Source organism: Sinorhizobium saheli (genome assembly GCF_001651875.1).
GTDB classification, from domain to species: Bacteria; Pseudomonadota; Alphaproteobacteria; order Rhizobiales; family Rhizobiaceae; genus Sinorhizobium; species Sinorhizobium saheli.
This window is the reverse complement of the sequence record NZ_LNQB01000099.1, coordinates 86,576-112,617: the sequence shown is the minus strand read 5'-3', so window position 1 is coordinate 112,617 and position 26,042 is coordinate 86,576. Positions and strand designations below refer to the sequence as shown.

At 66.6% G+C, this 26,042-nt stretch carries 24 protein-coding genes; 9 read left to right on the top strand and 15 right to left on the bottom strand.

The features are described 5' to 3' along the window. From ATB98_RS30270 to modA, 4 genes are all read right to left on the bottom strand, one after another. On the bottom strand, window positions 1-1,449 hold a 1,449-nt coding region (locus ATB98_RS30270; RefSeq protein ID WP_234782025.1), incomplete at its 3' end, for a nitrate- and nitrite sensing domain-containing protein. 354 nt (window positions 1,450-1,803) lie between these two features. Next, entirely contained in the window at window positions 1,804-2,877 is a 1,074-nt protein-coding gene (modC, locus tag ATB98_RS25635; protein WP_066878865.1) for a molybdenum ABC transporter ATP-binding protein, read from the bottom strand. Then, window positions 2,874-3,575 carry a molybdate ABC transporter permease subunit gene (gene modB, locus ATB98_RS25630; protein ID WP_066878863.1) on the bottom strand — a complete coding sequence of 234 codons (702 nt, stop codon included), beginning with the start codon at window positions 3,573-3,575 and terminating at the stop codon, window positions 2,874-2,876. Before modB ends, modC begins: the two co-directional genes overlap by 4 nt. Before the next feature lie 40 nt (window positions 3,576-3,615). Beyond that, on the bottom strand, window positions 3,616-4,419 hold the full coding sequence (gene modA / locus ATB98_RS25625; protein ID WP_066878861.1) for a molybdate ABC transporter substrate-binding protein: 804 nt from the start codon (window positions 4,417-4,419) through the stop codon (window positions 3,616-3,618). Between the two features lie 194 nt (window positions 4,420-4,613). Here modA and ung point away from each other — a divergent pair, with 194 nt between their 5' ends. From ung to ATB98_RS25595, 6 genes are all read left to right on the top strand, one after another. Next, window positions 4,614-5,321: a uracil-DNA glycosylase gene (gene ung / locus ATB98_RS25620; protein WP_066878860.1), complete on the top strand. Its 708-nt coding sequence runs from the start codon at window positions 4,614-4,616 to the stop codon at window positions 5,319-5,321. A gap of 121 nt (window positions 5,322-5,442) precedes the next feature. Next, window positions 5,443-6,213, top strand: coding sequence for a precorrin-6A synthase (deacetylating) (cobF, locus tag ATB98_RS25615; protein ID WP_066878857.1), 771 nt, complete (start codon window positions 5,443-5,445; stop codon window positions 6,211-6,213). 206 nt (window positions 6,214-6,419) lie between these two features. Beyond that, a complete protein-coding gene (gene cobG / locus ATB98_RS25610; protein ID WP_066878878.1) occupies window positions 6,420-7,784 on the top strand; it encodes a precorrin-3B synthase in 1,365 nt (454 codons plus the stop codon). A gap of 2 nt (window positions 7,785-7,786) precedes the next feature. Continuing rightward, the gene (locus ATB98_RS25605; protein ID WP_066878855.1) at window positions 7,787-8,419 is read left to right on the top strand and encodes a precorrin-8X methylmutase; all 633 of its coding nucleotides are present in this window, start codon (window positions 7,787-7,789) and stop codon (window positions 8,417-8,419) included. Beyond that, entirely contained in the window at window positions 8,416-9,171 is a 756-nt protein-coding gene (locus ATB98_RS25600; RefSeq protein ID WP_066878854.1) for a precorrin-2 C(20)-methyltransferase, read from the top strand. The genes ATB98_RS25605 and ATB98_RS25600 overlap by 4 nt, the downstream gene beginning before the upstream one ends. Next, the gene (locus ATB98_RS25595; RefSeq protein WP_066878852.1) at window positions 9,168-9,929 is read left to right on the top strand and encodes a precorrin-3B C(17)-methyltransferase; all 762 of its coding nucleotides are present in this window, start codon (window positions 9,168-9,170) and stop codon (window positions 9,927-9,929) included. The genes ATB98_RS25600 and ATB98_RS25595 overlap by 4 nt, the downstream gene beginning before the upstream one ends. Here ATB98_RS25595 and ATB98_RS25590 read toward each other — a convergent pair. Next, window positions 9,896-10,693 (bottom strand): cobalt-precorrin-6A reductase, encoded by a 798-nt coding sequence (locus ATB98_RS25590; RefSeq protein WP_066878850.1) that lies wholly within the window; start codon window positions 10,691-10,693, stop codon window positions 9,896-9,898. The two genes, ATB98_RS25595 and ATB98_RS25590, sit on opposite strands and share 34 nt — an antisense overlap. On the opposite strand from ATB98_RS25590, the gene ATB98_RS25585 reads away from it, so the two are divergent. Together ATB98_RS25585 and cobM are read left to right on the top strand one after the other, a co-directional pair. Further along, window positions 10,671-11,924, top strand: a complete 1,254-nt coding sequence (locus ATB98_RS25585; protein ID WP_066878848.1) for a bifunctional cobalt-precorrin-7 (C(5))-methyltransferase/cobalt-precorrin-6B (C(15))-methyltransferase — start codon at window positions 10,671-10,673, stop codon at window positions 11,922-11,924. The genes ATB98_RS25590 and ATB98_RS25585 overlap by 23 nt on opposite strands. Further along, the gene (gene cobM / locus ATB98_RS25580) at window positions 11,921-12,679 is read left to right on the top strand and encodes a precorrin-4 C(11)-methyltransferase (protein WP_066878846.1); all 759 of its coding nucleotides are present in this window, start codon (window positions 11,921-11,923) and stop codon (window positions 12,677-12,679) included. The genes ATB98_RS25585 and cobM overlap by 4 nt, the downstream gene beginning before the upstream one ends. Window positions 12,680-12,764: 85 nt before the next feature. On the opposite strand, the gene mnhG is transcribed toward cobM, so the two are convergent. From mnhG to ATB98_RS25550, 6 genes are read right to left on the bottom strand one after another with little or no spacing between them, the layout of a single operon-like run. After that, window positions 12,765-13,136, bottom strand: a complete 372-nt coding sequence (gene mnhG / locus ATB98_RS25575) for a monovalent cation/H(+) antiporter subunit G (RefSeq protein WP_066878845.1) — start codon at window positions 13,134-13,136, stop codon at window positions 12,765-12,767. Beyond that, on the bottom strand, window positions 13,133-13,414 hold the full coding sequence (locus ATB98_RS25570; RefSeq protein WP_066878842.1) for a K+/H+ antiporter subunit F: 282 nt from the start codon (window positions 13,412-13,414) through the stop codon (window positions 13,133-13,135). The genes mnhG and ATB98_RS25570 overlap by 4 nt, the downstream gene beginning before the upstream one ends. Next, a complete protein-coding gene (locus ATB98_RS25565) occupies window positions 13,411-13,896 on the bottom strand; it encodes a Na+/H+ antiporter subunit E (RefSeq protein ID WP_066878840.1) in 486 nt (161 codons plus the stop codon). The genes ATB98_RS25570 and ATB98_RS25565 overlap by 4 nt, the downstream gene beginning before the upstream one ends. Window positions 13,897-13,899: 3 nt before the next feature. Further along, complete coding sequence (locus ATB98_RS25560; RefSeq protein WP_066878838.1) at window positions 13,900-15,543, bottom strand: monovalent cation/H+ antiporter subunit D; 1,644 nt, start codon at window positions 15,541-15,543, stop codon at window positions 13,900-13,902. Next, window positions 15,512-15,859, bottom strand: coding sequence for a Na+/H+ antiporter subunit C (locus ATB98_RS25555; RefSeq protein WP_066878836.1), 348 nt, complete (start codon window positions 15,857-15,859; stop codon window positions 15,512-15,514). The genes ATB98_RS25560 and ATB98_RS25555 overlap by 32 nt, the downstream gene beginning before the upstream one ends. After that, window positions 15,859-18,768, bottom strand: a complete 2,910-nt coding sequence (locus ATB98_RS25550; protein ID WP_066878834.1) for a monovalent cation/H+ antiporter subunit A — start codon at window positions 18,766-18,768, stop codon at window positions 15,859-15,861. The genes ATB98_RS25555 and ATB98_RS25550 overlap by 1 nt, the downstream gene beginning before the upstream one ends. Here ATB98_RS25550 and ATB98_RS29240 point away from each other — a divergent pair. Further along, window positions 18,752-18,997, top strand: coding sequence for a hypothetical protein (locus tag ATB98_RS29240; RefSeq protein WP_153435684.1), 246 nt, complete (start codon window positions 18,752-18,754; stop codon window positions 18,995-18,997). The genes ATB98_RS25550 and ATB98_RS29240 overlap by 17 nt on opposite strands. Window positions 18,998-19,247: 250 nt before the next feature. Here the strand turns inward: ATB98_RS29240 and ATB98_RS25545 are convergent, their stop codons facing one another. The 4 genes from ATB98_RS25545 to ATB98_RS25530 form a co-directional block, all read right to left on the bottom strand. Then, window positions 19,248-21,884, bottom strand: a complete 2,637-nt coding sequence (locus ATB98_RS25545; RefSeq protein WP_066878832.1) for a bifunctional diguanylate cyclase/phosphodiesterase — start codon at window positions 21,882-21,884, stop codon at window positions 19,248-19,250. A 135-nt stretch (window positions 21,885-22,019) separates the two neighbouring features. Next, on the bottom strand, window positions 22,020-23,633 hold the full coding sequence (locus ATB98_RS25540) for a cisplatin damage response ATP-dependent DNA ligase (RefSeq protein WP_066878830.1): 1,614 nt from the start codon (window positions 23,631-23,633) through the stop codon (window positions 22,020-22,022). 4 nt (window positions 23,634-23,637) lie between these two features. Then, window positions 23,638-24,648, bottom strand: coding sequence for a ligase-associated DNA damage response exonuclease (locus tag ATB98_RS25535; RefSeq protein WP_066878828.1), 1,011 nt, complete (start codon window positions 24,646-24,648; stop codon window positions 23,638-23,640). Window positions 24,649-24,908: 260 nt separating this feature from the next. Beyond that, window positions 24,909-25,862 carry a nucleoside hydrolase gene (locus ATB98_RS25530; RefSeq protein ID WP_066878826.1) on the bottom strand — a complete coding sequence of 318 codons (954 nt, stop codon included), beginning with the start codon at window positions 25,860-25,862 and terminating at the stop codon, window positions 24,909-24,911. Window positions 25,863-26,042 lie beyond the last annotated feature (180 nt).

Below are 26,042 nucleotides of genomic sequence, written 5' to 3'. Positions count from 1 at the left end.
CGACTGGGTGAGATCGCCCTCGGCCAGCGCCGAGATGACCCGTCGGGTTTCGGCGACGCCGCGGTCGACCGAGGTCACCAGCTCGTTGACCTGGGCGGCGAAGCGGTTGAGGTCGGCATTGTCGTAGTCCTTGCTGATGCGCCGGGTGAAGTCGCCGGCGACCGCCGCCTGGACCACCTCGCCGATGCTCGACTGCAGGTCGGCGCTTTTTGCCTGCAGCGCCGCTTCCTGGGCGTTGAGCTCGCGCACCTTGATGCCGTTCTCTTTGAACACCTCGACGGCCCGGGCCATCTCGCCGATCTCGTTCGTCCGCTCGGTGAAGGGAATTTCGGTGCCGAGATCGCCTTTCGCAAGCGCCGTCATACAGTCGGTGATGCGCGCCATCGGCCGCAGCACGCCGCCGAGCACGATCTTGAACGCCATTCCCGCCAGAGCCAATCCGGCAAGAAGAACGGCGCCGTTTGCGATCATCGTGACATGGGCATCGCCGGCGGACGCGGCGGTCAGCCTGTCCGCTGCCTCCCCGGTCTTGTGCGCCAGGGCAAGCAAGGTGTCGATCGCGCCGGTTGCCTCCGCAATCCACTTATCGGCGTCGAGGGGGTAAGGCGTGCCTGAAATACCCGCCTGATAGACTGCCTTGCGTGTGGCCTCGAAACTATCGAAGAACGTTTCATTGACGGCCGCGGCTGCCGACATCACTTCGGAATCGGCATCCTTTCGCGACAGATAGGGGGCGACGGCCAGCCAGGATTGCTCGACGCGTCCGCGGTAGGTGGCGAGCGTCTGCAGCGTTTCGATATCCAGCCCCTTTCCACTCGATACCGCACGACCAAGGAGCGCGCGCTCCCGTCCGGCATATTCGCTCATGGTCCAGATTGCGCCTCTGGCATCCTGAATTTGGCTGATGTTCGTTTCGATCGTGTCCGGTTGAAATTGCGCGGCGACCCTCAGATTCTGGGACGCCATGATGAGCGACGTCATGGTCGATACCCATTGCTCCGAGAGGGTGCTGTCCCGACTTGCGAGCGGTTTGTCGAGTTCCGCGTCCACGCGGCGGCGGATGTCAATAATCTGCTCCAACAGCACCTTTGTGTTGGTCACCGTTCTGTCGCTGGCGTCGAAGGCATCGGCTTCTTCGATCCGCTGTAATGCCTGAGCCAATGCGGCGTCGGCGTCCGCCCGACGCTCCTGAATTGCCTCTCTGGTCTCTGTCGACGCAGGGTCCTTACCCGCAAGTGCCGCATTGACGATGCCCCGCTCGACCGCCCAGTGCCCGGCTGCGGAAAGCAGGAGATCGGATGTCTTGTTGCTGACTTCCACCTGGCCGGCATCTACGAGCTTGGTCCAGGCATGGAAGGCTTCACGCCCGGCCAAGGTAATTGCCGAGAGGCACAGCAGAGAAACAATGGCCAGTAGGCTGGCGCGTATTGAAATGGACGATCGTTTCATTCTGGTTCTCTCAATAGGGGGACCCAGAAGTCGTCATGGCTCCTGTTTGGTGAGCTTTGAGGGGGACCGATCGAATCATTCGCTCGGCAGCGATCGCGTTCACTCGCTGCAAACGCCACCGTCCCAGGCTGGCTCGCAACCGAAAGTGCGCTCGATGCGCAATATGCACGTGATTATTGCATTTCACTGGTTACCAAGTTGCTACTATGCGTGGAGCTGCCGCTGGTTTTTGCAGCGACAGCTCCACGCACGCGCATCAAAAATTTGCGTAATATCAATTCTCTAGGGATTAAAGGGAGGGTGCTGCGATTCTGCGCGATAACCTGCGATTGCATCGTTGGTCGCGCGGCCGCGTTAATAATCGAGGGCGACGGTCTTGATGATGGCGTGCACCGTTTTTCCGGGTGCGAGTGCCAGCGTTTCGCGCGAAAGAGCGGTGATGCGCGCGACGATCATGTTGCCGCCGCAATCGACACGGACGTCGACGCTGCCCTTTCCGACCGGCGAGAGATCGACGACCGTGCCCTCGAGCACGTTGAGGGCGCTGATGGCTTCCGGGCGCGCCGTCGCGAGCATGACGTCGCGGGCGGCGATGTAGAGCCTGAGGGCATGCCCCGGCGAAGAGACGAGGTGTGGGACGCGGATGAGGCAGCGGCCGGCGCGTACCAGCGTCAGGTCATGCCGGTCGTCCTGACCCTCGACGACGCCTTCGACGAGCGCGCCCGTCTCGCGCCGTTCGGTCGCGAGCGCGGCGGCCGGCTGGCTGAGGATTGCGGCAACGTCGCCGGAGGCCTCGACCCGTCCATTGTCGACGACGACGACACGCTCCGCCAGGCGCGCGACCTCCGCGACGGAATGGCTGACATAGACGATCGGTATCCTCGTCTCGTCGCGAAGCCGCTCCAGATAGGGGAGGATTTCGGCCTTTCTGGCGTCGTCGAGCGCCGCCAGCGGTTCGTCCATCAGCAGCAGCCGCGGCGCGGCAAGCAGCGCGCGGCCGATGGCGACACGCTGGCGCTCGCCGCCCGAGAGCGTCCCCGGACGGCGCTCGAGCAGGTGGCCGATGCCGAGCATCGCGACGACCCTGTCGAATTCCGGTCGGGACCCGGCCATGCCCGCGAACCAGCGTCCATAGGCGAGGTTCCGGCGGACGCTCAAATGCGGGAAAAGCCGGGCTTCCTGGAACACGTAGCCGAAGCGGCGGCGGTGGACCGGCGTGAAGGTGCCCCGCTCGCTGTCGGCGATCACCTTGCCGTCGAGCACGACGCGGCCGCGATCGGGTCTGAGCAGCCCGGCAATGATGTTGACGAGCGAGGTCTTGCCGGAGCCGGAGCGGCCGAAAAGCGCGGTCACGCCGCCTTCCGACCCGAAAGCGGCGTCGATCGTGAAGGAGCCGATGCGGTGGCGTGCCTCGACTTCGAGCCTCATGCGGCCACCGTCCGCCGCGCCGCGGCCGCGGCGAGGATCTCCGACAGCATCAAGGCGGTCATCGAGACGATGATCGAGATCACGGCGAGGCGCATCGCCCCCGCGTCGCCGCCCGGCACCTGGGTGAAGGTGTAGATCGCGGCGGCGATCGTCTGCGTCTCGCCGGGTATGTTGGAGACGAAGGTGATCGTCGCCCCGAACTCGCCCATCGCCTTGGCAAAGGAGAGGACCATGCCGGCGAGGATGCCGGGCAGGATCAGGGGCAATGTCACGGTCAGGAAGACCCAGCCGGGGCCGGCGCCCAGCGTTGCGGCGGCATCCTCGAGCTTGCGGTCGACCGCTTCGATCGAGAGGCGAATGCTGCGCACCATCAGCGGGAAGCCCATGACCGCGCAGGCGAGCGCCGCCCCCGTCCAGCGGAAGGAAAAGACGAGCCCGAAATGCTCGGCAAGGAAGGCGCCGATGGGCCCGCGCCGGCCGAAGATGAGGAGGAGCGCGAAGCCGGTGACGACCGGCGGCAGGATGAGCGGCATGTGCACGAGGCCGTTCAGGACCGACCTGCCCCAGAAGCGCCCGCGCGCAAGCGCCATGGCGACAGGAAGCGCAAGCGGCAGGCTCGCGAGCATCGCGACGGTTGCGACGCGCAGGCTGAGTTGCACGGCCGTCCATTCGGCGTCGGTGAGTGCCGTCCATTCCAAGTTCGTGCTCCCCTCATGTCGACTACTGCAAGATGCGAGCCTATTCCAGCACCGTGAAGCCCTGAGCCTCGAAGAGTGCGGCCGCTCGGGGCGATTTGACGAAATCGAGATAGGCGGCCGCATCGGCATTGCTACTCTCTGCGGTGATGGCGATCGGATAGACGATCGGAGGGTGGCTGTCTTCCGGGAATGTGCCGACCACCTTCACGCCCGGATCGGCCGCGGCATCGGTCCGGTAGACGATGCCGTAAGGCGCCTCGCCGCGCGAAACGAGGAGCAGGGCGGCGCGCACGCTTTCGGCGCCGGCAACCTTTGGGGCGACGCTTGCCCAGAGCCCGAGCTTCTCGAGTGCCGCCTTGCCGTATTTGCCGGCGGGAACGGAATCGACCGCGCCCATCGCCAGGCGCCCGTCGCCGAGGAGGTGGGCGAGATCGAGGCCCGGCCCGATCTCGACGGCTTCGGCGTCCGGCTGGCCGGAAACGAGGACGATGCGATTGCCGAGGAGGTTGGAACGGGTGTCGCCCTTTACCAGCTTCCTCTCTGCGAGATAGTCCATCCAGGCGAGGTCGGCCGAGATGAAGATATCGGCGGGCGCGCCCTGTTCGATCTGCTTCGCCAGAGCCGAGCTTGCCGCATAGGAGGCCGTCGTCTTCCTGCCGGTTTCCTTTTCCCATTCGGTATTGACCGCATCGAGCGCGTTCTTGAGGCTGGCGGCGGCGAACACCGTCACCTGTTCCGCCGCCCGGGCCGGTGCGAAAGCCGCGCCGGCAAAGGTGATGCCGAGCGCCAGCACCAAACCCATGAGTCCCAAAGCCTTGATCGAATCCCTGCGTCCCCTTGCCATGCCTGTCTCCGTCCGTGATATTTTCGAGAATATAACGCTTCCGTGTTCTGGTTAGCGCTATATCCGAAGAAATACAATGCTCCCCTGCGGCGTCATCAAAACGGTGAACCGAGACGGCGAAGGTCATGGGAGCGCTTGCGGCGGGCGCTCGCGCGGCTAAATTCCCGAGGCACGCAACAAGCGGGAGACATGCCATGGATGCGACGATCCGGCTGGAAGAGACCTGGAAGGCCGTGCTGGCGCCGGAGTTCCGCCACAGCTATATGGCCGACCTCAAGCGCTTCCTCATGGACGAGAAGGAGCAGGGCCGGCAGATTTTCCCGAGGGGCAGCGAATATTTCCGGGCGCTCGACCTGACGCCGCTCGACCGGGTGCGGGTCGTCATCCTCGGGCAGGATCCCTATCATGGCGACGGCCAGGCGCACGGGCTCTGCTTCAGCGTGCGTCCCGGCATGCGCATACCGCCCTCGCTCGTCAACATCTACAAGGAGCTTCGGGACGACCTCGGCATTGCGCCGGCGCGCCACGGCTTCCTGGAAAGCTGGGCCGGCCAGGGCGTGCTGCTCCTCAATGCGGTGCTGACCGTCGAGCGGGGGCGGGCCGCCTCGCATCAGGGGCGGGGCTGGGAGCGTTTCACCGACGCGGTCGTGCGCGCCATCAACGAGCGGGAGCAGCCGGTGGTCTTCATGCTCTGGGGCTCCTACGCGCAGCGGAAGGCGGCCTTCGTCGACCGATCCCGGCATCTGGTGCTGACGGCGGCGCATCCGTCACCGCTTTCGGCCCATTCGGGCTTCTTCGGCTGCCGGCACTTTTCCAAGGCCAATGCTTTCCTCCAATCGAAGGGATTCGAGCCGATCGATTGGCAGCTCCCGGAAGACCCGCCGCTCGCGGTCGAACGATAGCACGGTCGCTGACGCAGACGTTCCGCTTCGTGGCGCGGATTGGCCTTGCGCCGGCGACCTCGATCCGTCAAAGACGGACATCGCCCGAGGGCGCAACGCGCCCGGCAGATGGAGGAGAGGCATGCGGCACATCCTGATCATCGGTATCGGCGCGGGCAATCCGGAACACATGACGGTCCAGGCCATCAATGCCCTCAACCGTGCCGATGTGCTGTTCATTCCGACCAAGGGCGCGAAGAAGACGGAGCTAGCCGAAGTGCGCCGCGAGATCTGTGGCCGCTACGTCACCCGGAGCGACAGCCGCACCGTCGAGTTCGCCGTGCCGGTTCGCCAGACCGAGGGGCGCAGCTACAGCCAGAGCGTCGACGACTGGCATGCGAGCATCGCCGCGACCTACGAGACGCTGCTTGCGAGCGAGCTTGCGGACGGGCAGGCCGGCGCCTTCCTCGTCTGGGGCGATCCGATGCTCTACGACAGCACGATCCGCATCGTCGAAAGGGTGAAAGCGCGGGGCCAGGTCGCCTTCGATTTCGAGGTCGTTCCCGGCATCACCAGCCTGCAGGCGCTTTGCGCCAGTCATCGCATACCGCTCAATCTCGTCGGCAAGCCGGTCGAGATCACCACCGGCCGGCGGCTCGCCGAAAGCTTTCCTCAGAAGAGCGAGACGGCGGTGGTCATGCTCGACGGCGAGCAGGCCTTCCGCAACATCGACGATCCGGACGCGGAGATCTATTGGGGCGCCTATCTCGGAACGCCGGACGAGATCGTCATTTCCGGGCGGCTTGCCGAGGTGAAGGAGGATATCCTCGAGGCACGTGCGGCGGCGCGCGAGCGCATGGGCTGGATCATGGACATCTATCTGCTGCGCAAGGGCGCCGATTTCGAGGACTAGCATTGCAGTCAGGTGGAATCACCCGACGTCGCATAATGCGGCAAACAGGCAGGCAGAGCGGTGGCGCGAACCATGGGAGCGCATTCCGCTCCAGGATGCTGCCGCCGCCGATCCTTGATCTCTCTCAAGGCAGGCGCCTGTGATATGGGCTCCAGCAGGAGCACCCGCCGGGCATGGCGGGCGCTCCGAGAAGGATGACGAAGACGATGACGCGTTGCGCTCTGCCCAGCCCTGGCCCGGCCGGAACCGGTGCTTCGATGCGACGCGGCGCCTGCCCGTCGCTCGCAAGCCCCATGCAGACCGGGGACGGCCTGCTCGTGCGGCTGAGGCCCGCGACCGACGGCCTGACGCCGATGGAAATCGAGGCGCTTGCCGCGGCGGCTGCCGCGTGCGGCAACGGCATCATCGAGATCACCGCGCGCGGCAACCTGCAGATCCGCGGTCTGACCGCATCGACCGTGCAGGCGCTTGCCGCCGCCATCGGCGAGGCGGGCATTGCCATTGCCGAGGGCGTCGCGATCGAGACGCCGCCGCTGGCCGGAATAGACCCGGACGAGATCGCCGATCCCCGGCCGCTCGCGCGCGCATTGAGCGCGCAGATCGCTTGCGCGCAGCCGACGCTCCGGCTGGCGCCGAAACTCTCCATCGTCATTGATGGCGGCGGTCGCTTCCATCTTGGCGATGTCGCCGCCGATCTGCGCCTTAGCGCGCTCGATGGCCCGGATGGCGCCCGCTGGCTGCTTTCGGTCGGCGGCACGGCGCGCTCGGCAAGACCGATCGCTCTCCTGGAAGCGGAAGAATGCGTTTCGGCGGTCATGGAAATCCTTGCGGAGCTCTGCGCACTCGCTCCCGCCGCCCGCGGCCGCGATCTCGATGCGGACCGCCTCCGCCTCCGCTGGTACCCGGGTGCCGCCCTGCCGGCGGCCACCGAAAGCGTACCGCCGCTGCCGGCGGGCATCCACCATTTCGGCGCTGCCGGCGTCGTGCTCGGCCTCGGCCTTGCCTTCGCCCAGGCCGAGGCGGCCGGTCTGGCCGCGTTCGTCCGACAGGCGCAGGAACTCGGCGCGAGGGAGATGCGCCTCGCGCCGCGGCATGGCCTTTTCGTCCTCGGACTTTCCGGCGAGACCGCCGCGTTGGCGCAACGCCTCGCGGCCTCGTACGGCTTCCTCGTCGCGGCGGACGATCGGCGCAATCCCATCGCCACCTGCGCCGGCCTTGCCTGCGCGTCGGCGCTGATGGACACCAAGGCGACGGCCAGGCTATTGGTCGAGGCCGCGCCCGATCTGCTCGACGGCTCGCTCGCCATGCATCTCTCCGGCTGCGGCAAGGGATGCGCCAGGCCGGCGGCTTCCCCATTGACGCTCGTCGGTGCGCCATCAGGATATGCGCTTGTCGTAAATGGTACTGCTTCCGTCGCGCCGAGCGCCTACAGGGATGACAATGGAATAAGGTCCGCGCTGGCAGCGCTCGGCGCATTGGTGCGGGAAAACAAAGACGCTGGCGAATCGGCGCTCTCCTGTCTTACACGGCTCGGGACCGCGCGCATCGCTCAAGCGTTCGAACAGGAATAGAAATGCCTGATTATGATTATATCCGCGACGGCAACGCCATCTATGAGCGTTCCTTCGCGATCATCCGGGCCGAGGCCGATCTTTCCGGTTTCTCGGAGGAGGAGGCCGACCTTGCCGTCCGCATGGTGCATGCCTGCGGCTCCGTCGAGGCGGCGCGGCAATTCGTCTTCTCGCCGGATTTCGTCTCCGCCGCGCGCGCGGCCCTCAAGAACGGTGCGCCGATCTTCTGCGACGCGGAGATGGTGGCGCACGGCGTGACGCGGGCGCGTCTGCCGGCCGGTAACGAGGTGATCTGCACGCTGCGCGACCCGCGCACGGCGGCGATCGCGACCGAGATCGGCAATACCCGCTCGGCCGCGGCGCTGAAGCTCTGGGGCGAACGCATGGCCGGCTCGGTCGTCGCCATCGGCAATGCGCCGACGGCGCTCTTCTATCTCTTGGAAATGCTGCGCGACGGCGCGCCGAAGCCGGCGGCGATCCTCGGCATGCCGGTCGGCTTCGTCGGCGCGGCGGAATCGAAGGATGCGCTCGCCGAGCATTCCTACGGCGTTCCCTTCGCGATCGTCCGCGGCCGTCTCGGCGGCAGTGCGATGACCGCCGCGGCTTTGAATTCGCTGGCGAGGCCGGGCCTGTGAGCGCGGCTGCAGCCGGCCGGCTGATCGGCGTGGGAACGGGTCCCGGCGATCCGGAGCTTTTGACAGTGAAGGCGGTCAGGGCGCTGGGCGCGGCGGATGTCGTCGCCTTTTTCGCCAAGGCGGGGCGCAACGGCAACGGCCGCGCCGTGGTGGAGGGCCTGCTGAAGCCGGGCCTCGTCGAACTGCCGCTCTACTATCCGGTGACGACCGAGATCGACAAGGACGAGGCGGCCTACAAGCGCCTGATCACCGATTTCTACAATGCCTCCGCCGAGGCGATCGCGGCGCATCTGGAAGCCGGGCGCACGGTCGCGGTGCTCAGCGAAGGCGACCCGCTCTTCTATGGCTCCTACATGCATCTTCACGTGCGGCTTGCCGGGCGATACCCCGTCGAGGTCATTCCGGGCATCACCGCCATGTCCGGCTGCTGGTCGCTCGCGGGATTGCCGCTGGTGCAGGGCGACGACGTGCTCTCGGTGCTTCCCGGCACGATGGGCGAGGGCGAGCTTCAGCGCCGTCTCTCCGACACGCAGGCCGCCGTCATCATGAAGGTCGGCCGCAATCTGCCGAAGATCCGCCGGGCGCTTGCCGCCGCCGGCCGGCTCGATGCCGCCGTCTATGTCGAGCGCGGCACGATGAAGAACGCGGCGATGGTTGCGCTCGGCGACAAGCCCGACGACGAGGCGCCCTATTTCTCGCTGGTGCTCGTTCCCGGTTGGAAGGACAGGCCCGGCAGCGAGGAGAGAGCATGACCGGAAAGCTCTTCATCGTCGGCACCGGTCCGGGCAATCCGGCACAGATGACGCCGGAGGCGCGGGATGCGATCGCGGTTGCGACCGAATTCTTCGGCTATGGTCCCTATCTCGACCGCTTGCACCTCAGGGCGGACCAGCGCCGGATCGCCTCCGACAACCGCGAGGAACTGGACCGCGCCCAGGCGGCGCTTGCCCGTGCGGCCGAAGGCGTCGACGTCTGCGTCGTCTCCGGCGGCGATCCCGGCATCTTCGCGATGGCCGCCGCCGTCTGCGAGGCGATCGACAGGGGGCCGGCGGAATGGCGCGCTGTCGATCTCACGATCACGCCCGGCGTCACGGCCATGCTTGCCGTTGCCGCGCGGATCGGCGCGCCGCTCGGCCATGACTTCTGCGCCATGTCGCTGTCGGACAATCTGAAACCCTGGGACGTCATCACGAAGCGGCTGAGGCTCGCGGCCGAGGCGGGGCTGGTCATCGCCCTCTACAATCCGATCAGCAAGGCGCGGCCCTGGCAGCTCGGCGAGGCCTTCGCGATCCTCAGGGAGGTGTTGCCGGCCCGCGTGCCGGTGATCTTCGGCCGGGCAGCCGGCCGGCCGGACGAGCGCATCACGGTCATGCCGCTCGGCGAGGCCGACGCAGAGCGCGCCGACATGGCGACCTGCGTGATCATCGGCTCGCCGGAGACGCGCATCATCGCCCGTGACGGCAGGCCGGACCTCGTCTACACGCCGCGATCCTTCGGGGAAAGCCATTGATGGATGCGTTCGAGCGCCTCGTCGCAATTGCCGACCGACGGCACGTCGGCAGGCTTGCGGCGCTCGACCATCACCACCTCCAGCCCGAGTTGCCGCGCCGCGGCGATCTTGCCGTAGGTGGCGGTTCCGCCGCTGTTCTTGGCGACGACGACGTCGATGCGGTGTTCGACCAGCAGCTTCATCTCGTCGGCCTCCGCGAAGGGGCCGGAAGCGAGGATGGCGGTGACATCGGGCAGATCGAGCGGCGGCGTCACCGGATCGACGCTGCGCACGACGTAGCTGTGTTGCGGAGCCCTCTCGAAGTGGAAGGCTTCCTGGCGGCCGATTGCGAGGAAGACGCGGCGCGGTGCCTCGCCAAGGGCGGAGACCGCCTCCGCGACGCTTTCGACAGGCGTCCAGCGATCGCCGGCTTGCTGCTCCCAGGCGGGGCGCCGGAGCGCGAAAAGCGGCGTTCCGGTCGTCTCCGCCGCCGCGGCGGCGTTCACGGAAATGCGGGCGGCGAAGGGGTGCGTCGCGTCGATGAGGAGAGCGATCTTCTCCGCGCGCAGGAAGGCGGCGAGCCCTTCCGCGCCGCCGAAGCCGCCGATGCGTGTCGGCAAGGGTTGCGGGCGCGGATCGGCCGTGCGGCCGGCAAGCGAGATAGCCGCTGCGTAGCGTCGATCGCCCGCGAGACGTTCGGCAAGCGCGCGCGCCTCGGTGGTGCCGCCGAGAATGAGGATGCGAGGTCTGTCCATGGCTGACATGTCGAACGGCGTCCCGGCCATCGTCGCTCCCTGGCTCATCGTCATCGGTATCGGAGAGGACGGTGTAGCCGGTCTCGGCGACGAGGCCAAGCGGCTCATCGCGGCGGCACCGGTGGTTTTCGGCGGAGCGCGGCATCTCGAGCTCGCGGCGCCGTTGATGACGGGGGAGCGCCAGGCCTGGCAAAGCCCCTTCGAAAAATCCGTCGAGGCGATCGTTTCGCGGCGGGGCACTCCCGTCGTGGTGCTCGCCTCCGGCGACCCTTTTCTCCATGGCGTGGGCGCCACCCTTTCTCGCCGGATCGATGCGCGCGAAATGCGGACCATCCCGGCGCCCTCCGCCTTCAGTCTCGCCGCCTCGCGGCTCGGCTGGGCGCTGCAGGACGTGGCGACGGCCTCGCTGCACGGTCGACCGCTCGACCTCATCCGCCCGCATCTGCAGCCGAACGCGCGCGTGCTGGCGCTGACATCGGATGAGGAGGGCCCGAGGGCGCTCGCCGCCTTGTTGTCCGACAGCGGTTTCGGTCAGTCGCGGCTTACGGTGCTCGAGGCGCTGGGCGGCGAACGGGAACGCATCACGCGCCACACCGCTGCCGGCTTTGCGTTGGAAAGCGTTCATTCGCTCAATGTCTGTGCCGTCGAGGTGATTGCCGACAAGGGCGCGCGCGTCCTGCCGCTTGCGAGCGGTCTCGACGACCAGCTCTTCGAGCACGACGGCCAGATCACCAAGCGCGAGGTGCGGGCGCTGACGCTCTCGGCGCTGGCGCCGCGCAAGGGCGAGCTCCTGTGGGACATCGGCGCCGGCTCGGGCTCGATCGCCATCGAATGGATGCTCGCCGATCCGGCGATGCGGGCGATCGCCATCGAGGCGTCGCCGGAGCGCGCGGCGCGAATCGGCCGCAATGCCGCCCGCTTCGGCGTGCCGGGGCTCGTCGTCGTCGAAGGCGAGGCGCCAGGCGCGCTGCGGGGGCTTGCGCAGCCGGACGTGATCTTCATCGGCGGCGGCGGCAGCGAGCCGGGCGTTATGGAGGCGGCGATCGCCGCGCTCCGGCCGGGCGGGCGGCTCGTCGCCAATGCCGTGACGACGGAGATGGAGGCGGGGCTCATCGCCCGTCATGCGCGGCTCGGCGGCTCGCTGATCCGCATCGACATCGCCCGCGCGGCACCCGTCGGCACCATGACGGGATGGCGCCCGGCCATGCCGGTCACGCAATGGTCGTGGGTCAAGACCGAATCTCGAGAGGACAGACTATGACGGTTCATTTCATCGGCGCCGGGCCCGGCGCGGCAGACCTGATCACGGTCAGGGGCAGGGATCTGATCGGCCGTTGCCCCGTCTGCCTCTATGCCGGTTCGATCGTCTCGCCCGAGCTCCTGCAATATTGCCCGCCCGGCGCCCGCATCGTCGATACGGCGCCGATGTCGCTCGACGAGATCGAGGCGGAATACGTGCGCGCCGCGGAAGCCGGCGAGGATGTCGCGCGGCTGCATTCGGGCGATCTCTCCGTCTGGAGTGCGGTGGCGGAGCAGATCCGCCGGCTTGAGAAGCACGGGATCGACTATACGATGACGCCCGGCGTGCCCGCCTTTGCCGCCGCGGCGGCGACGCTCGGCCGCGAGCTGACGATCCCGGCGGTCGCCCAGACCCTGGTGCTGACGCGCGTTTCCGGCCGGGCCTCGCCGATGCCGAACAGCGAGACGCTTGCGGCCTTCGGCGCCACCGGCTCGACGCTCGCGATCCACCTCGCGATTCATGCGCTCGACCGGGTCGTTGAGGAACTGACGCCGCTCTACGGCGCCGATTGCCCGGTGGCGATCGTCGTCAAGGCGTCCTGGCCGGACGAGCGCGTGGTGCGCGGCACGCTCGGCGATATCGCCGAGAAGGTGGCCGCCGAACCGATCGAACGCACGGCGCTGATCTTCGTCGGGCCGGGGCTGGAAGCGTCGGATTTCCGCGAAAGCTCGCTCTACGACCCCGCCTATCAGCGCCGCTTCCGCGGGCGGGAATAACGGGCGTCGATACCGCCTGCCCGGCAGGGCAGAGGGGGTGCCGTCCCGCCCGGATCCTCTCTGGTTCCGTCAGGCAGGCGCGTAGCTACAGCGCACCCTCGTCCGGGGCGGGTCTCGGCTTGCGGGGAACGTCCTTGCGGTCCTCGAAGCGGTCGCGGTAGAGGGCGGCCTGGCCGAGCAGCATCAGCGTCACCGGCGTCGTCACGGTGACGAAGAAGATGATCAGCAACTCGTGGACGATCCAGCGGCTCTGCAGAACCGCGAAGCAGAGCATCGATGCCAGGCAGATGACGATCGTGCCGCCGCTGGTCGCCATCGTCGGGGCATGCAGGCGCTCGTAGAAACTTGGAAGGCGCAGCAGGCCGAGCGAGCCGACGAGCGTTATCGCCGCGCCGAGAAGCATCAGCCCGCAAACGGCGATCGCGGCCCAGGGCGGCAGGTCGGTCAGATGGCTCATTCGATCACCTCGCCGCGCATCAGGAACTTGGCGAAGGCGACTGTCGAGGCGAAACCGATCACGGCGACGATCAGGGCCGACTCGAAATAGAGCGTGTTCGCCGTCCGTATGCCGTAGGTCAGGAGCATCAGCATCCCATTGATGTAGAGCGTGTCGAGGCCGAGGATGCGGTCCTGGGCGCGCGGTCCCCTGGCGATGCGGTAGAGTGCAAAGGCCATGGCGAGCGCGATCATGATCTGCGCCAGCAGGACGGACCAGACGATCGCAAGTCCCATCATTGGAATATCTCCTTCAGTTCGGCCTCGTAGTGCTTGACCGTCCGCCGCCACAGTTCCTCGTTCTCGATGTCGAGCACGTGGAGGAGCAGCACCTTGCTGCGGCGATCGAATTCCAGGCACGCCGTGCCAGGCGTTGCCGTCACGATGCAGGCAAGCAGCGCCAGCGCGTTCTCATCCTCGAGGTCGAGGTCGACGGTCATGAAACCGGCCCTGGACGGGCGCCGGCGCGCGCGCAGGATGATGAGCGCGACGGCGAGGTTCGATCGGGCGATATCGGCGACGACGGCGAGGCCGAAGCCGGGGAGCCGCCACCAACGGCCGAGATGCGACCGCCTCGGCTGCAGCTTCAGCGCCACCCAGGCAAGGCCGGTGCTGACGACGATCCCGAGGAGGATCGAGCCGGGCGCCACCGACTGGTTGAGCAGCAGCCACATGAGAAAGAGGCCCGTCGACAGCAGCGGGTAGGGGAACCAGGTGCGCATCGGCTATCGGCCTCCCGCCCGCGGCGCCGAAAGCACCCGCTCGCTGTGGACGATCGGCTGGAAGAGATCATCGGCGGTCGCCTGCATGTAGCGCATGGCCGGTCCCGCCTCGAGGCTCAGGAAGATGCAGGCGGCGAGGAGAACCACGACCGGCGTGATCTCGATCACGACGACGCGCGGGATCGTCCCTTCGATGGAGGCCCAGAAGGTGCGGATGCCGATGCGGTTCATGGCGATCATGGCGGAAAGCCCCGACAGGATGAGGAGCGCAACATAGGTCCAGTCGGCGGCCGACATCGCTGTCGCGAGGTCGCTGCCCGGCATGGCGAAAAGGCCGCGCAGCAGCGCGAACTTGGCGATGAATCCCGAGAGCGGCGGCAGGCCGGACAGGAGCACCGCCGAGAGGCAGAAGCAGAGGCCGAGGATCGCCATCGTGCCAGGTATCGCGGCGCCGACCTCTTCCTCCTTCTCGTCCTCGTCGAAATCGCCATAGGCTTCCATCGTCACCGCCAGGACGTCGGCACCGGCATCGCGACCGCGTTCGACGAGTTCGATGAGCAGGAAGAAGGCGGCGATCGTCAGCGTCGAGCTCACCAGATAGAAGAGCGCACCAGCGAGCATCGCCTGATGGCCGAGGCCGAGGGCGGCGAGCAGCGTTCCGGAAGAGACGAGAACGGAATAGCCGGCGAGGCGCCCCATCGCCTGCGAGGCGAGGACGCCGATGCCGCCGAAGGCGATCGTCAGCATGCCGCCGACGATCAGCCAGTCCTGGCCGAAACCGGAAGATGTGCCCGCCGCCGCGCCGAAGAGGAGCAGGTGCAGGCGGATGATGACGTAGATTCCGACCTTCGTCAGCACCGCGAAGACGGCGGCGACGGGCGGCGTCGCAGCCGCATAGGCCGTCGGCAACCAGAAGCTCAGCGGCCACATGCCGGCCTTGACGAGGAAAGCGACGCCGAGCACCGCCGCGCCGCTCTCGACGAGCCTTCGGCTGTCGGGCGCAAGGCCCGCTATCTTCGTCGCGAGATCGGCCATGTTGAGCGTGCCGGTGGCCCCGTAGATCAGGCTGACGCCGATGAGGAACAGCGCCGAGGCGGCGAGGTTGACGGCGATGTAATGCAGCCCCGCCTTTACCCGCACCGGGCCCGAGCCATGCAGCAGCAGGCCGTAGGAGGCGGCGAGCATCATCTCGAAGAAGACGAAGAGGTTGAACAGGTCGCCGGTCAGGAAGGCGCCGTTGAGGCCGGCGACCAGAAGCTGGAACAGCGAGTGGAAGTGGTGTCCGGCCGTGTGCCAGCGCGCCATGGAATAGACCTGCGCGGCAAGCGCGAGCCCGCTCGCGAGGCAGAGCATCAAGGCCGACAGCCGGTCGAGAACGAGCACGATGCCGAAGGGCGCCGGCCAATTTCCGAGCTGGTAGACACCCGTTCCCGGCAGGCTGTCCGGGCCGGCCGCAGCGAAGCGCATCAGGATAACCGCCACGACGAAGACGACGAGCGTGGAGGCGAAGCCGATCGCGCCTTTCAGCATGCGCTCGCGCTCGTTGATCGGGATCAGCATCGCGGCGACCGCGAGCGGCACGAGGATCGGCAGGATGATGAGGTGGTCGAGCCAGTCAGTCACTGGGCTGCTCCCTGCCGTCGACATGGTCGGTGCCGGTGAAGCCGCGCGAGGCAAGCAGCACGACCAGGAACAGCGCCGTCATGGCGAAACCGATGACGATCGCCGTCAGCACCAGCGCTTGCGGAACGGGGTCGGTATAGCGCGCAAGATCGCCGATCCCGCCCGGTTCGAGGACGGGCGGCGCGTTCACCCGGAGCCTGCCCATGCCGAAGATGAAGAGATTGACGGCATAGGAGATGAGCGACAGCCCGATGATCACCTGGTAGGTTCTGGGCCTCAGGAGAAGATAGACGCCGGACGCCGTGAGCGCCCCGATGCCGGCGGAAAGAATGAGCTCCATTACCGTGCCGCCTCCTTCTCCGTGCGCGCGGCCCGGGCGAAAGCCCGCGGTGCGCGGACCGACTGGTGCGCGAGCGCGATGAGCATCAGCACGGTGGCGCCGAGCACCAGCGAGAACACGCCGAGGTCGAAGAGGATGGCGCTTGCGAGCGGCACCTTGCCGATGACGGGCAGCGTCGCGTATTCGGCGCGCGAGGTGAGGAACGGATAGCCGAACAGCCACGAGCCGACGCCCGTTGCCGTCGCCACCAAGAGGCCGATGCTCATCCAGCGCAGCGGGTGGATGCGCAGCCGCTCTTCCACCCAGCGGGTCCCGCCGGACATGTATTGCAGGATGAAGCCGATCGAGAGGGCGATGCCGGCGGCAAAGCCGCCGCCCGGCAGGTCATGGCCGCGCAGGAAGAGATAGGCGGCAAGCATGCCGGTCACCGGGAACATCCAGCGCATGATCACCGACGGGACGAAGAGATACTCGGCTACGCTGTCGCCCGCGGTCCGCTCGGGATGATCGTCGTCGAAGGCGTTCTGCAGCCGCTGCTGTTCTGGCGCTTCCAGGCTGTCGGCCTGCGGGCGGAAGCGCAGCAGCAGCGCGAAGACGGTCAGCGCGACGATGCACAACACGGCGATCTCGCCAAGCGTGTCGAAGCCGCGGAAATCGACGAGGATGACGTTGACGACATTGGTGCCGCCGCCTTCCCGGTAGGCGCGCGCGAGGAAGTAGTCGGCGATCGTATCGGGCAGCGGCCGCGTCATCATCGTATAGGCGATGAGCATCATCGCGCCGCCCGCCGCCGTCGCGAGCAGGAAGTCGCGCAGGCGCCTCAGGCGGGTCTTGATCGTGATATCCTCGGCGGCTCTCGGCTCCTCGATGCGTTTCGGCAGCCAGCGCAATCCGAGCAGGATGAGCACGGTCGTGACGATCTCGACGAGAAGCTGGGTGACCGCGAGGTCGGGGGCGGAGAGCCAGACGAAGGTGATGCAGGTGACGAGCCCGGCGCCGCCGAGGAGCACCAGCGAGGCGAGGCGATGGAACTTCGCCTGATAGGCCGAACCCACCGCGCAGCCGATGCCGATCGCCCAGAGCAGGGCGAAGGCGGGATCGATGCCGCGGATGACGAGCGGCGGCAGGTGAAAGCCGCCGATGACGAGCGGCAATGCCCCCGCCGCCAGGGCGATGAAGACGAGGAGGCGCATCTGCGGCTGCAGGTGCCGTGTTCCAAGCCCCTGCTCCAGCGATCGGGCCCATTTCCACGACAGCGTCACCAGCACGCGCTCGAAGATGCGCTTTCCCTGCAGGAGGCGGAAGACCGGAGGGCCTTCGATGCCGGTCGCGAGATAGGAGCGCATCATGAAATAGAGGCCCACACCGCCGGAAAGGGCGACGAAGCTCATGATCAGCGGGACGTTGAAGCCATGCCAGACGGCAAGGCTGTATTGGGGCGTGTCGTCGCGCAGGATCGAGACGACGGCCGTGTGCAGGAAAGGGCCGATCGTCTGGGCGGGGATGATGCCCACGACGAGGCAGGCGAGCACCAGGAAGTCGACCGGGGCGCGCATCCAGCGCGGCGGCTCGTGCGGCTTCTTCGGCAGGTCCGTCGGCGGCGGGCCGAAGAACGCGCTGTGGATGAAGCGGAGCGAATAGGTCACCGCGAACATGCTGGCGATCGTCGAGACATAGGGCGTGGCGGTGTCGAGCGCATTGACGAGATGCGTCTCGATCGCTTCGGCGAAGAACATCTCCTTGGACAGGAAGCCGTTGAGCAGCGGCACGCCGGCCATCGCCGCGCTCGCCACCATGGCGAGGGTGGCGGTGATCGGCATGTAATGGAAAAGGCCGCTCAGCCGGCGCATGTCGCGCGTGCCGCTTTCGTGGTCGATGATGCCGGCCGCCATGAACAGCGAGGCCTTGAAGGTCGCATGATTGACGATGTGGAAGACGGCGGCGACGGCGGCAAGGGGGCTGCCGAGGCTCAGGAGGACCGTGATGAGGCCGAGATGGCTGATCGTGGAATAGGCGAGCAGGCCCTTCAGGTCCTGCTGGAAGATCGCGAAATAGGCGCCGAGCACCAGCGTCGCGAGGCCGGCAAGGCCGACGATCCAGAACCAGGCTTCCGTCCCCGCCATCACCGGCCAGAGCCGGGCAAGCAGGAAGACGCCGGCCTTCACCATCGTCGCCGAGTGCAGATAGGCCGAAACCGGTGTGGGCGCCGCCATGGCATGCGGCAGCCAGAAGTGAAAGGGGAACTGGGCGCTCTTCGTCAATGCGCCGAGGAGGATGAGGATGAGCACCGTGCCGTAGAGCGGATGATTGCGGATCGCGTCGCCCGACGCCAGCACCGCGTCGAGATCGTAGCTGCCGACGATCCGGCCGATGATCACCAGGCCGACCAGCATCGCCAGCCCTCCCATGCCGGTGATGGTCAGCGCGATGCGGGCACCGTCGCGCGCGTGCGCATTGTGATGCCAATAGCCGATCAGCAGGAAGGAGACGATGCTCGTCATTTCCCAGAAGACCGCAAGCAGGATGAGGTTGCCGGAAAGCACGATGCCGAGCATCGAGCCCATGAAGGCGAGGAAGAGCGCGAAGAAGCGCGGAACGGGATCCTCCTCGGCCATGTAATAACGGGCGTAGAGAACGACGAGCACGCCGATGGCCGTGATCAGGGCGGAGAAGAGCCAGGCAAAGCCGTCCATCCTCAAGGTGAAGCTGAGGCCGAGTTCCGGAACCCAGGCGAGTTCGAGACGGAGCACGTTGCCGGTGGCGACGAAGGGATAGAGGCCGGCGCTCAGCAGGAAACAGACAAGCGCGATCGCGCCTGCGAACCAGGCCGTGGCACCGCGCTGATCGGACGGAAAGAAGGTTGCGATGAGGCTTCCCGCAAAGGGGGCGAGAATGAAAACAGAAAGCAATTTCTCCGCGTATTCGATCGTTCTGTCCCCTTGTGGGTGTGTTGGAGATCGGGACTTCCGGTCCCGGAAAGACTGCCGCCAGGCGGTGATCGCAGACGTGCTCACATCGTCCGCGAAGCGGCGGGAGGCCTCTGTTTTTATGACTTTTTTCCGCAGGGCTGCCAAGCCTGAAGGCAAGAAAAAGGGCGGCAGAGGTGTCATCGCCCGGCGCGCCTGCATGTCTTCTTGAATCGACCTCGATCCAAGGACAAAGACATGCAGCAATTCAAAGTGTTACAGCGGCCTTCGCGCGTCTGATAAGACGCGCGGCGCTGTAGGCTCTTGGAGACGATCACGTTCGTGATCTTTGGCCGATCCGACCTCAAATCATCGTGAGCTCCAGCATTTTGCAGTCAGGTGGGAATCACCTGACGTCGCACAAATGCGGCAAAAACAAACAGACAGGGCGGTGGCGCGAACGCATTTGAGCGCATCCCGCTCTAGGCGGCGCGCCACCTCCGCTCGAAGACGAAAGTCGCGATTTCGTTGGCGCTCATCGGCCGCGCGAAGGCGTAGCCCTGCAGACCGTGGCAATCCAATTCCTTGAGGATGCGGGCATGCTCGAGCGTTTCGACGCCCTCGGCGATTACCTCGATGCCGAGCGACGTGCCGATGTCGATGATCGACTCCACCAGCCGCCGTTCAGCCGGTGAATCGAGGATCGGCAGGACCAGCTGCCGGTCGATCTTCAGCCGGCGCGGCGTGAGTTTCAGGAGGCTGAGGATCGAGGCGTAGCCGGTGCCGAAATCGTCGATCTCGATATCGATGCCGAGCTCCTTGATGCGCCGGATGTTCGCTATCACCGTCACGTCGTTCTCGTCGAAGGAGATCGATTCGAGCAGCTCGAAGGAGAGCCGTCCTTCGGGGATGGACATCTGCTCCAGCCGCCCGATCAGGCCATCGTCCCGCAGGCGTGGGTAGGAAAGATTGACCGAGATCTTCGGAATGTGAATGCCGTTCGCCTCCCAGCGGCAGATCTGGAAAAGCGCCTGTTCCAGGATTTTCTGGTCGATCGCCGCGACGACGTTGATGTCTTCCGCCGTCTTCAGAAAGGCATGCGGCCCGAGCAGGCCCTTGGTCGGATGGTCCCACCGCGCCAGCGCCTCGACGCCGATGATGTCGAGCGACTTCGGGCAGAACTGCGGCTGGAAATAGGCGACGAATTCGTTCTGCTCGAGGCCGCGCAGGATCTCGTCGGCGGTCTGCTTGGTCTTGAACACCGCGGTCTTCAGCGCCCCGGTGAAGGTTTCGTGCCGGTTGCGGCCGCGCCGTTTGGCCTCGTAGAGGGCGATATCGGCGTTGACGAGGATCTGGGAGAGGTCTTCCGCGACGCGCGCCTGGGCGGCAATGCCGATGCTGACGCCGACGCGGCATTCCTGGTCCTTGTAGCGCACCGGGACGCTCATCGCCTCGATGACGCGCGAAGCGAGCGCCGCGTCCTCGTCGGGGCCGCCGCTGGCGCGAATGATGACGAATTCGTCGCCGCCGATCCGGGCGACGAAATCGTCGCGGCGCGCGCTCGCCCGCAGCAGGTTTGCCGCGTGCCGGAGAATCTCGTCGCCGGCCGCATGGCCCATCGTGTCGTTGATCTGCTTGAAGCGATCGAGGTCGATATGGAAGATGCTGAGCTTTGCCCGGGTGCCGAAATGCCGGCCGCGGTCGGCGAGGACCTGGTCCAGGTAGCGCCGGTTCGGCAGGCCGGTCAACGGATCGTGCAGCGCGTTGAACTCCATGCGATGGCGGGCGGCTTCCAGTTCGGCGCTGTGGGCCTCGGCGAGGCGCTTGGCCTCCGACAGCGTCGCGCGCGTTTCGACGTCGCCCGTCACGTCCCAGTTCACGCCGACGATCTTGCGGTTGCCGTTCGCGCCGACATAGGTCGAGCCGATCGCACGGATGTGACGGACGTCGCCGTCGGGCAGGCGGATTCGGAATTCGGTATTGTAGGCCCCGCCCGTCGCGAGCGCCTCGGCGAACTCCGCCTCGGCGCGATCGAGATCGTCCGGATGGAGCGTATCCCTCCAGTCCTCGTAAATCCCGCGGACCGACTTGCCGATGCCGTAGAGCTCCTTCATGCGGTCGTCCCACAGGAGCCTTCCGCTGTCGATATCGAGTTCCCAGATGCCGATCTCGGAGGTGTCGAGCGCGATCCTAAGCCGATGCGACAGCTCCTGGAGCTGGTCCTTGCTCTGTTCCAGGGCACGAATGTTCGCCTGCCGTTCGGCGGTGAGACGGCCGGCGACAATCATCGGAGCGACGATCATCAGGCCGCCGAGCGCTATGAGGAGGCGGACCTGCCACGCATTTGGCGCCGTTGCCGGCCATCCGCCCTTCGGGATCGCCGCGATCCGCCAGGAGCCGCCGGGCAGCATCACGCTCATCTGGACCGGGGCCTTGTCGAAGATCGCCGGATCGCCGTAGAAGACGGCGCCGTCCCGCCCGAGCCCGTCGTGACCGGCAATCGCGATGTCGATGCCGAGCGTCGGCGAGGCGAGGCCAGCATCCTCATAGAGGCGGTCGACGTCGATGACGGCCGAAACCACGCCCCAGAAGCGGTTCTTGCCGCCGCGATCGATCGTCACCGGAAAACGGCCGATCAGTCCGCGGCCGCCCTGAACGAGGTCGACCGGGCCGGCGAGCACCATCTTCCCCGTTATCACGACCCGCATGACGGCGCCGCGCTGCTTGTCGTTGGCGCGGTAGTCGAGGCCGATGACCTTCTCGTTGCCGGCGACCGGGTAGACCATCGAAACGACGAGATTGGGGGCCGCCACGATGTTGCGCAGCAGCGACCGCTCGCTGAAGATGCTGCGCGCCAGCTCGGCAAAGCGCTGCTGCTGCATGTCGGGTTCGGTGGCGATGGTGCCGACGAGGCCGCGGACAAGCTGGACATTGCCGTTGATGCTGCTCTCGAGGGTCGAGCGGATCGGATTGAGCTCATCCGCAACCTCTGAGCGCATGCGCGCTTCCGAAACGAGCTGGTTCTGATTATCGGCAAGGATTCCGGCGACGATTACCACGAAGGTCGCGATGATCGCCGGAAGGTAATTGGGAGTTAGAAATCGCGACGGTCGGGACATTCAGGCTTGATACGCTTTGTTGACACGGGGCACGGCGAGGCAGGACGGCCGCGAACGAGCCTGGATCATTCCAGACTCTCCTTAACAATTCTTCATTCGTCTTCGCTGATATAGCTTGTGCAGCCTGTCTCCGTCTTACGCCTTCGCTTCGATCATCGCCTGCAGCGTTTCCAGCCGGTCGGCGTCGCGCGGCAGCTTGTCGGGCCTCAGCCGCGCGATGCGCGGGAAGCGCATGGCCACGCCCGACTTGTGGCGGGTCGAGCGATTGATGCCCTCGAAGGCGACCTCGACGACGAAGCCGGCGTCGGGCTCGGCGCGCACCGCCCTGACCGGGCCGAAGCGCTCCACCGTATTGTCGCGCACGAAGCGGTCGAGGATCTCGAGCTCGGCATCGGTGAAGCCGAAGTAGGCCTTGCCGACCGGGACGAGAGCCGTCCCGCCATCGCTTTCCGCCCATACACCGAAGGTGAAATCGGAATAGTAGCTGGAGCGCTTGCCGTGGCCTCGCTGCGCATACATCAGCACCGCGTCGACGTTGAACGGCGCCCGCTTCCACTTGAACCACGGGCCCTTGGCCCGTCCGGCCAGATAGGGCGAATCGAGTCGCTTCAGCATCACGCCCTCGATCACCGGATCGGGAGGATCCGCGCGCAGGCGGTCGAGTTCCTCCCAGGTCGAGAAGGGGACGAGGGGCGACAGGTCGAAATGCTGGGGCGAGGCGGCTTCGATCAGGGTTGAGAGCGCCGCGCGACGGACATGAAACGGCTCCGACCGGATGTCGCGCTCCCCCGAGAACAGGATGTCGTAGCCGCGGATGAAGGCCGGATAGTCTTCGAGGAGCCTGCGGTTGACGGTCTTGCGGTTGAGCCGCTGCTGCAGGTCGGCGAAGGTGGCGGTGGCGCGGTTGCTGCGCATCGTTCCGCCGACCAGGAGTTCGCCGTCGATCACCCCGTCGATGTCGGCCGCCTCGATGATTTCCGGAAACGCCGCGGATATCTCGTCGCCGCTGCGCGAATAGAGGCGCCGGACGCCGCCGACATTGGCGAGCTGGACGCGGATGCCGTCCCATTTCCACTCGGCGGCGAAATCGGCCGGGTCGAGCCCTTCGAGATCGCCCTCGCCGACCGGTGTCGCGAGCATGACCGAGTGGAAGACGGCGGGCGTCGTCAGCACCGGCATCTCCGCCTGGCCGGTAAGCCAGAGAAAGAGCGGCAGATAAGGCGGCGCCAGGCCGTGCCAGAGCGTCTCGATCTCGACGATATCCTTGCCGCCCATCTCGGCCAGCGCCTGCTTGGCAAGGCGCGCCGAGACGCCGATCCTGAGGCCCCCGGTGACGAGCTTCAAAAGCGCGAACCGTCCGGAGGTGTCGAGCCGGTCCAGCATGTCGCGCATCAGCGATCGCACGTCCGAACGGCCGGCCTGCTGCAGCCTTTCGACGACCTCGCCGAGCGAAAGGTCCGCGGCGGCGACGCCGGGCGATGGCTCCCAGGCGAGCGATACGGTCTCGGCGAGATCGCCGACATAGTCGTAGGAATAGTGGAACAGCACCTCGTCCATGCGCTCGAGGAGGAGGTCGCGGATGAGCGCCGGCTTCACCGCGTTGAGGGTGAGCGTGCCGGCGATCGCCGCCAGCGCGTAGCCGCGGCTCGGATCGGGGGTGCTGCGGAAATAGTCGACGAGCAGCCGGATCTTGGCGTTTCGTTGCGGCGTCAGCACGAGGCGGTCGAGCAGTTCGGCAAAGGCCTTCATCCCGTCACTCCCCTTCGTCGTCGTAGCCGACGAGGTGAAGCGGGCGTGCCGGAATGCCCTGCAACGCGCACCAGCGCACCAGCGCTTCCTCGCGCCCGTGCGTCACCCACACTTCTGCCGGCGCGACTTCGCGGATCGTTGCGGTCAATTCCGCCCAGTCGCAATGGTCGGAGATGACGAGCGGCAGTTCCACGCCGCGCTGCTTCGCCCGCTGGCGGATGAGCATCCAGCCGGAGGCGAAGACGGCGAGCGGCTCGGCGAAGCGGCGCGCCCAGCGCTCGGCGAAGGCCGCCGGCGGACCGAGGACGATGCTGCCGGCGAAATCCTGCCGGCTCCCCGGGCCGAGCGTCGCCGGGCGGATCTCGCCGAGGTCGATGCCTTCGCTTTGGTAATAGTCGCAGAGCCTGGCGAGTGCGCCGTGGATGTGGATCGGTTCGTCGTAGCCCTGCCGGCGCAAAAGCGCGATGAGACGCTGGGCCTTGCCGAGCGCATAGGCACCGACGACGTGGGCCCGCTCGGGAAACTGCTTCAGCGACATCAGGAGCCGGCCGATTTCCCTTTCGTCGTCCGGATGGTGAAACACCGGCAAGCCAAAGGTCGCCTCGGTGATGAAGACATCGCAGCCGACCGGCTCGAAGGGAGGGCAGGTCGGGTCCGGCCGGCGCTTGTAATCGCCGGAGACGACGATCCGCGTTCCGCCCGCCTCGACGGCGATCTGTGCCGAGCCGAGCACATGGCCGGCCGGGTGGAACCGGACCCGCACGCCGTTGATGGCAATCGTCTCGCCGAACTGCGCTATCTCGCCCGCGCCGCAAAAGCCGTCGCCGTAGCGCAGGCGCATGATGTCGAGCGTTTCGCGCGTCGCGAGCACATGCCCATGTCCGGCGCGCGCATGATCGGAATGGCCGTGGGTGATGAGCGCCCTGTCGACCGGCTGCACCGGGTCGATGTAGAAGTCCCCGCTTGCGCAGTAGAGACCCTTGGGGGCTGGATAGAGGAGAGTGTCCGGCTTCATGCGGAGAAAGATAGCCGGTGCGGGCGCGTCTGCCAGTATGGGCGCAGGTTTTTCGTGCGGCGCGGGTTTGGATTCATGGGCAAAAGACCCCTCCCCAACCCCTCCCCACAGGTGGGAGGGGCTTCAGCGCACGCGGCGATGGTCTGCCAGTTCCGGCCCTCATGCCGGGCATAAAGGGTTGAAATGGAGCGAGGACGGTGCAGCAAGGGAAGCCCCTCCCACCTGTGGGGAGGGGTTGGGGAGGCGTTCTTGGAAGGCCCTTAATCCCCGTCCGCCAGCGTCTCGCAGATGAGCTTCAACACGGCCTCGGCATCGATGTCGGTGCAGGCCTTCTGGCTTGGCAGTCCGTCCCAGGCGTTCGGCGGGAAGATGCGTCCGTCCGGCTTCTGGATGGTCTGGCCGTCGGCGATGCCGCCGCAGAGCACGCGGATGGCGCCGCCGCGCGTCGTGAACAGTTCCGGCGCGACGACATAGGCGCAGGCACAGCTGTCGTGGACGACCATGCCGTCATCGACATGCTGCTCGTAGAAGGTGACGTAGAATTGCGAGATGTCGGCAAGGAGCCTCGCCGGCGCGCCGCCGCGGGCGGCGATGTCGGCGAGCGCGGCGCGCGTCATCACCGTCTTCATCGTCACGTCGAGGCCGATGACGGTCACGGGCCATGGCGCCGTCATCACGACGTCGGCGGCTTCCGGGTCGCCATGGATATTCGCTTCGGCGGCTGGGGTGATGTTGCCGGGGACGTCGAAGGCGCCGCCCATGATCACGACCGCCTTCACGAGCGCGGCGATTTCCGGATCGTCGCGCAGCGCCCGCGCCAGGTTGGTCATCCGGCCGACGGCGACGAGCGTCACTTCGCCGGGATTGGCGCGCACGGTTTCGATGATGAAGCGATGCGCCGGGCGAGGATCGAGGGGCAGATCGATCTCCGCCGGCACGTCGATATTGCCGAGCCCGTCCTCGCCGTGAATGCCCGTTGGCCAGCCGACATGCGTCCGCTCCGGATTGAGCGTTTCGCCGATGCCTCTGGCGACCGGTGCCGCGGTATTCCAGGACCGCTTGAGGAAGAGTGCGTTGCGCGTCGTCGTCTCGATCGAGGCATTGCCGAAAACCGTCGTGATGCCGACGAGGTCGATGGCCGGGTGACGGTGCAGGAAGAGGAGGGCCATGGCATCGTCGACGCCGGGATCCGTATCGAGAATAACCTTGTGCATAGCGACTTTCTTTCTCCGGCGGGTCCGCACCCAGTGCCTTTTCCTTCGTGCACGGCGCAATGGAGAAGGTAGGGGCGAAAGTCAACCGCAGGGATGCCTTCCGCTTAAACCTTTCCGAAAGGTCGTTCGTCTATCGTCGGGTCGCTCTCCTTGCAACCCCGACGACGATAGCGGAGCCGC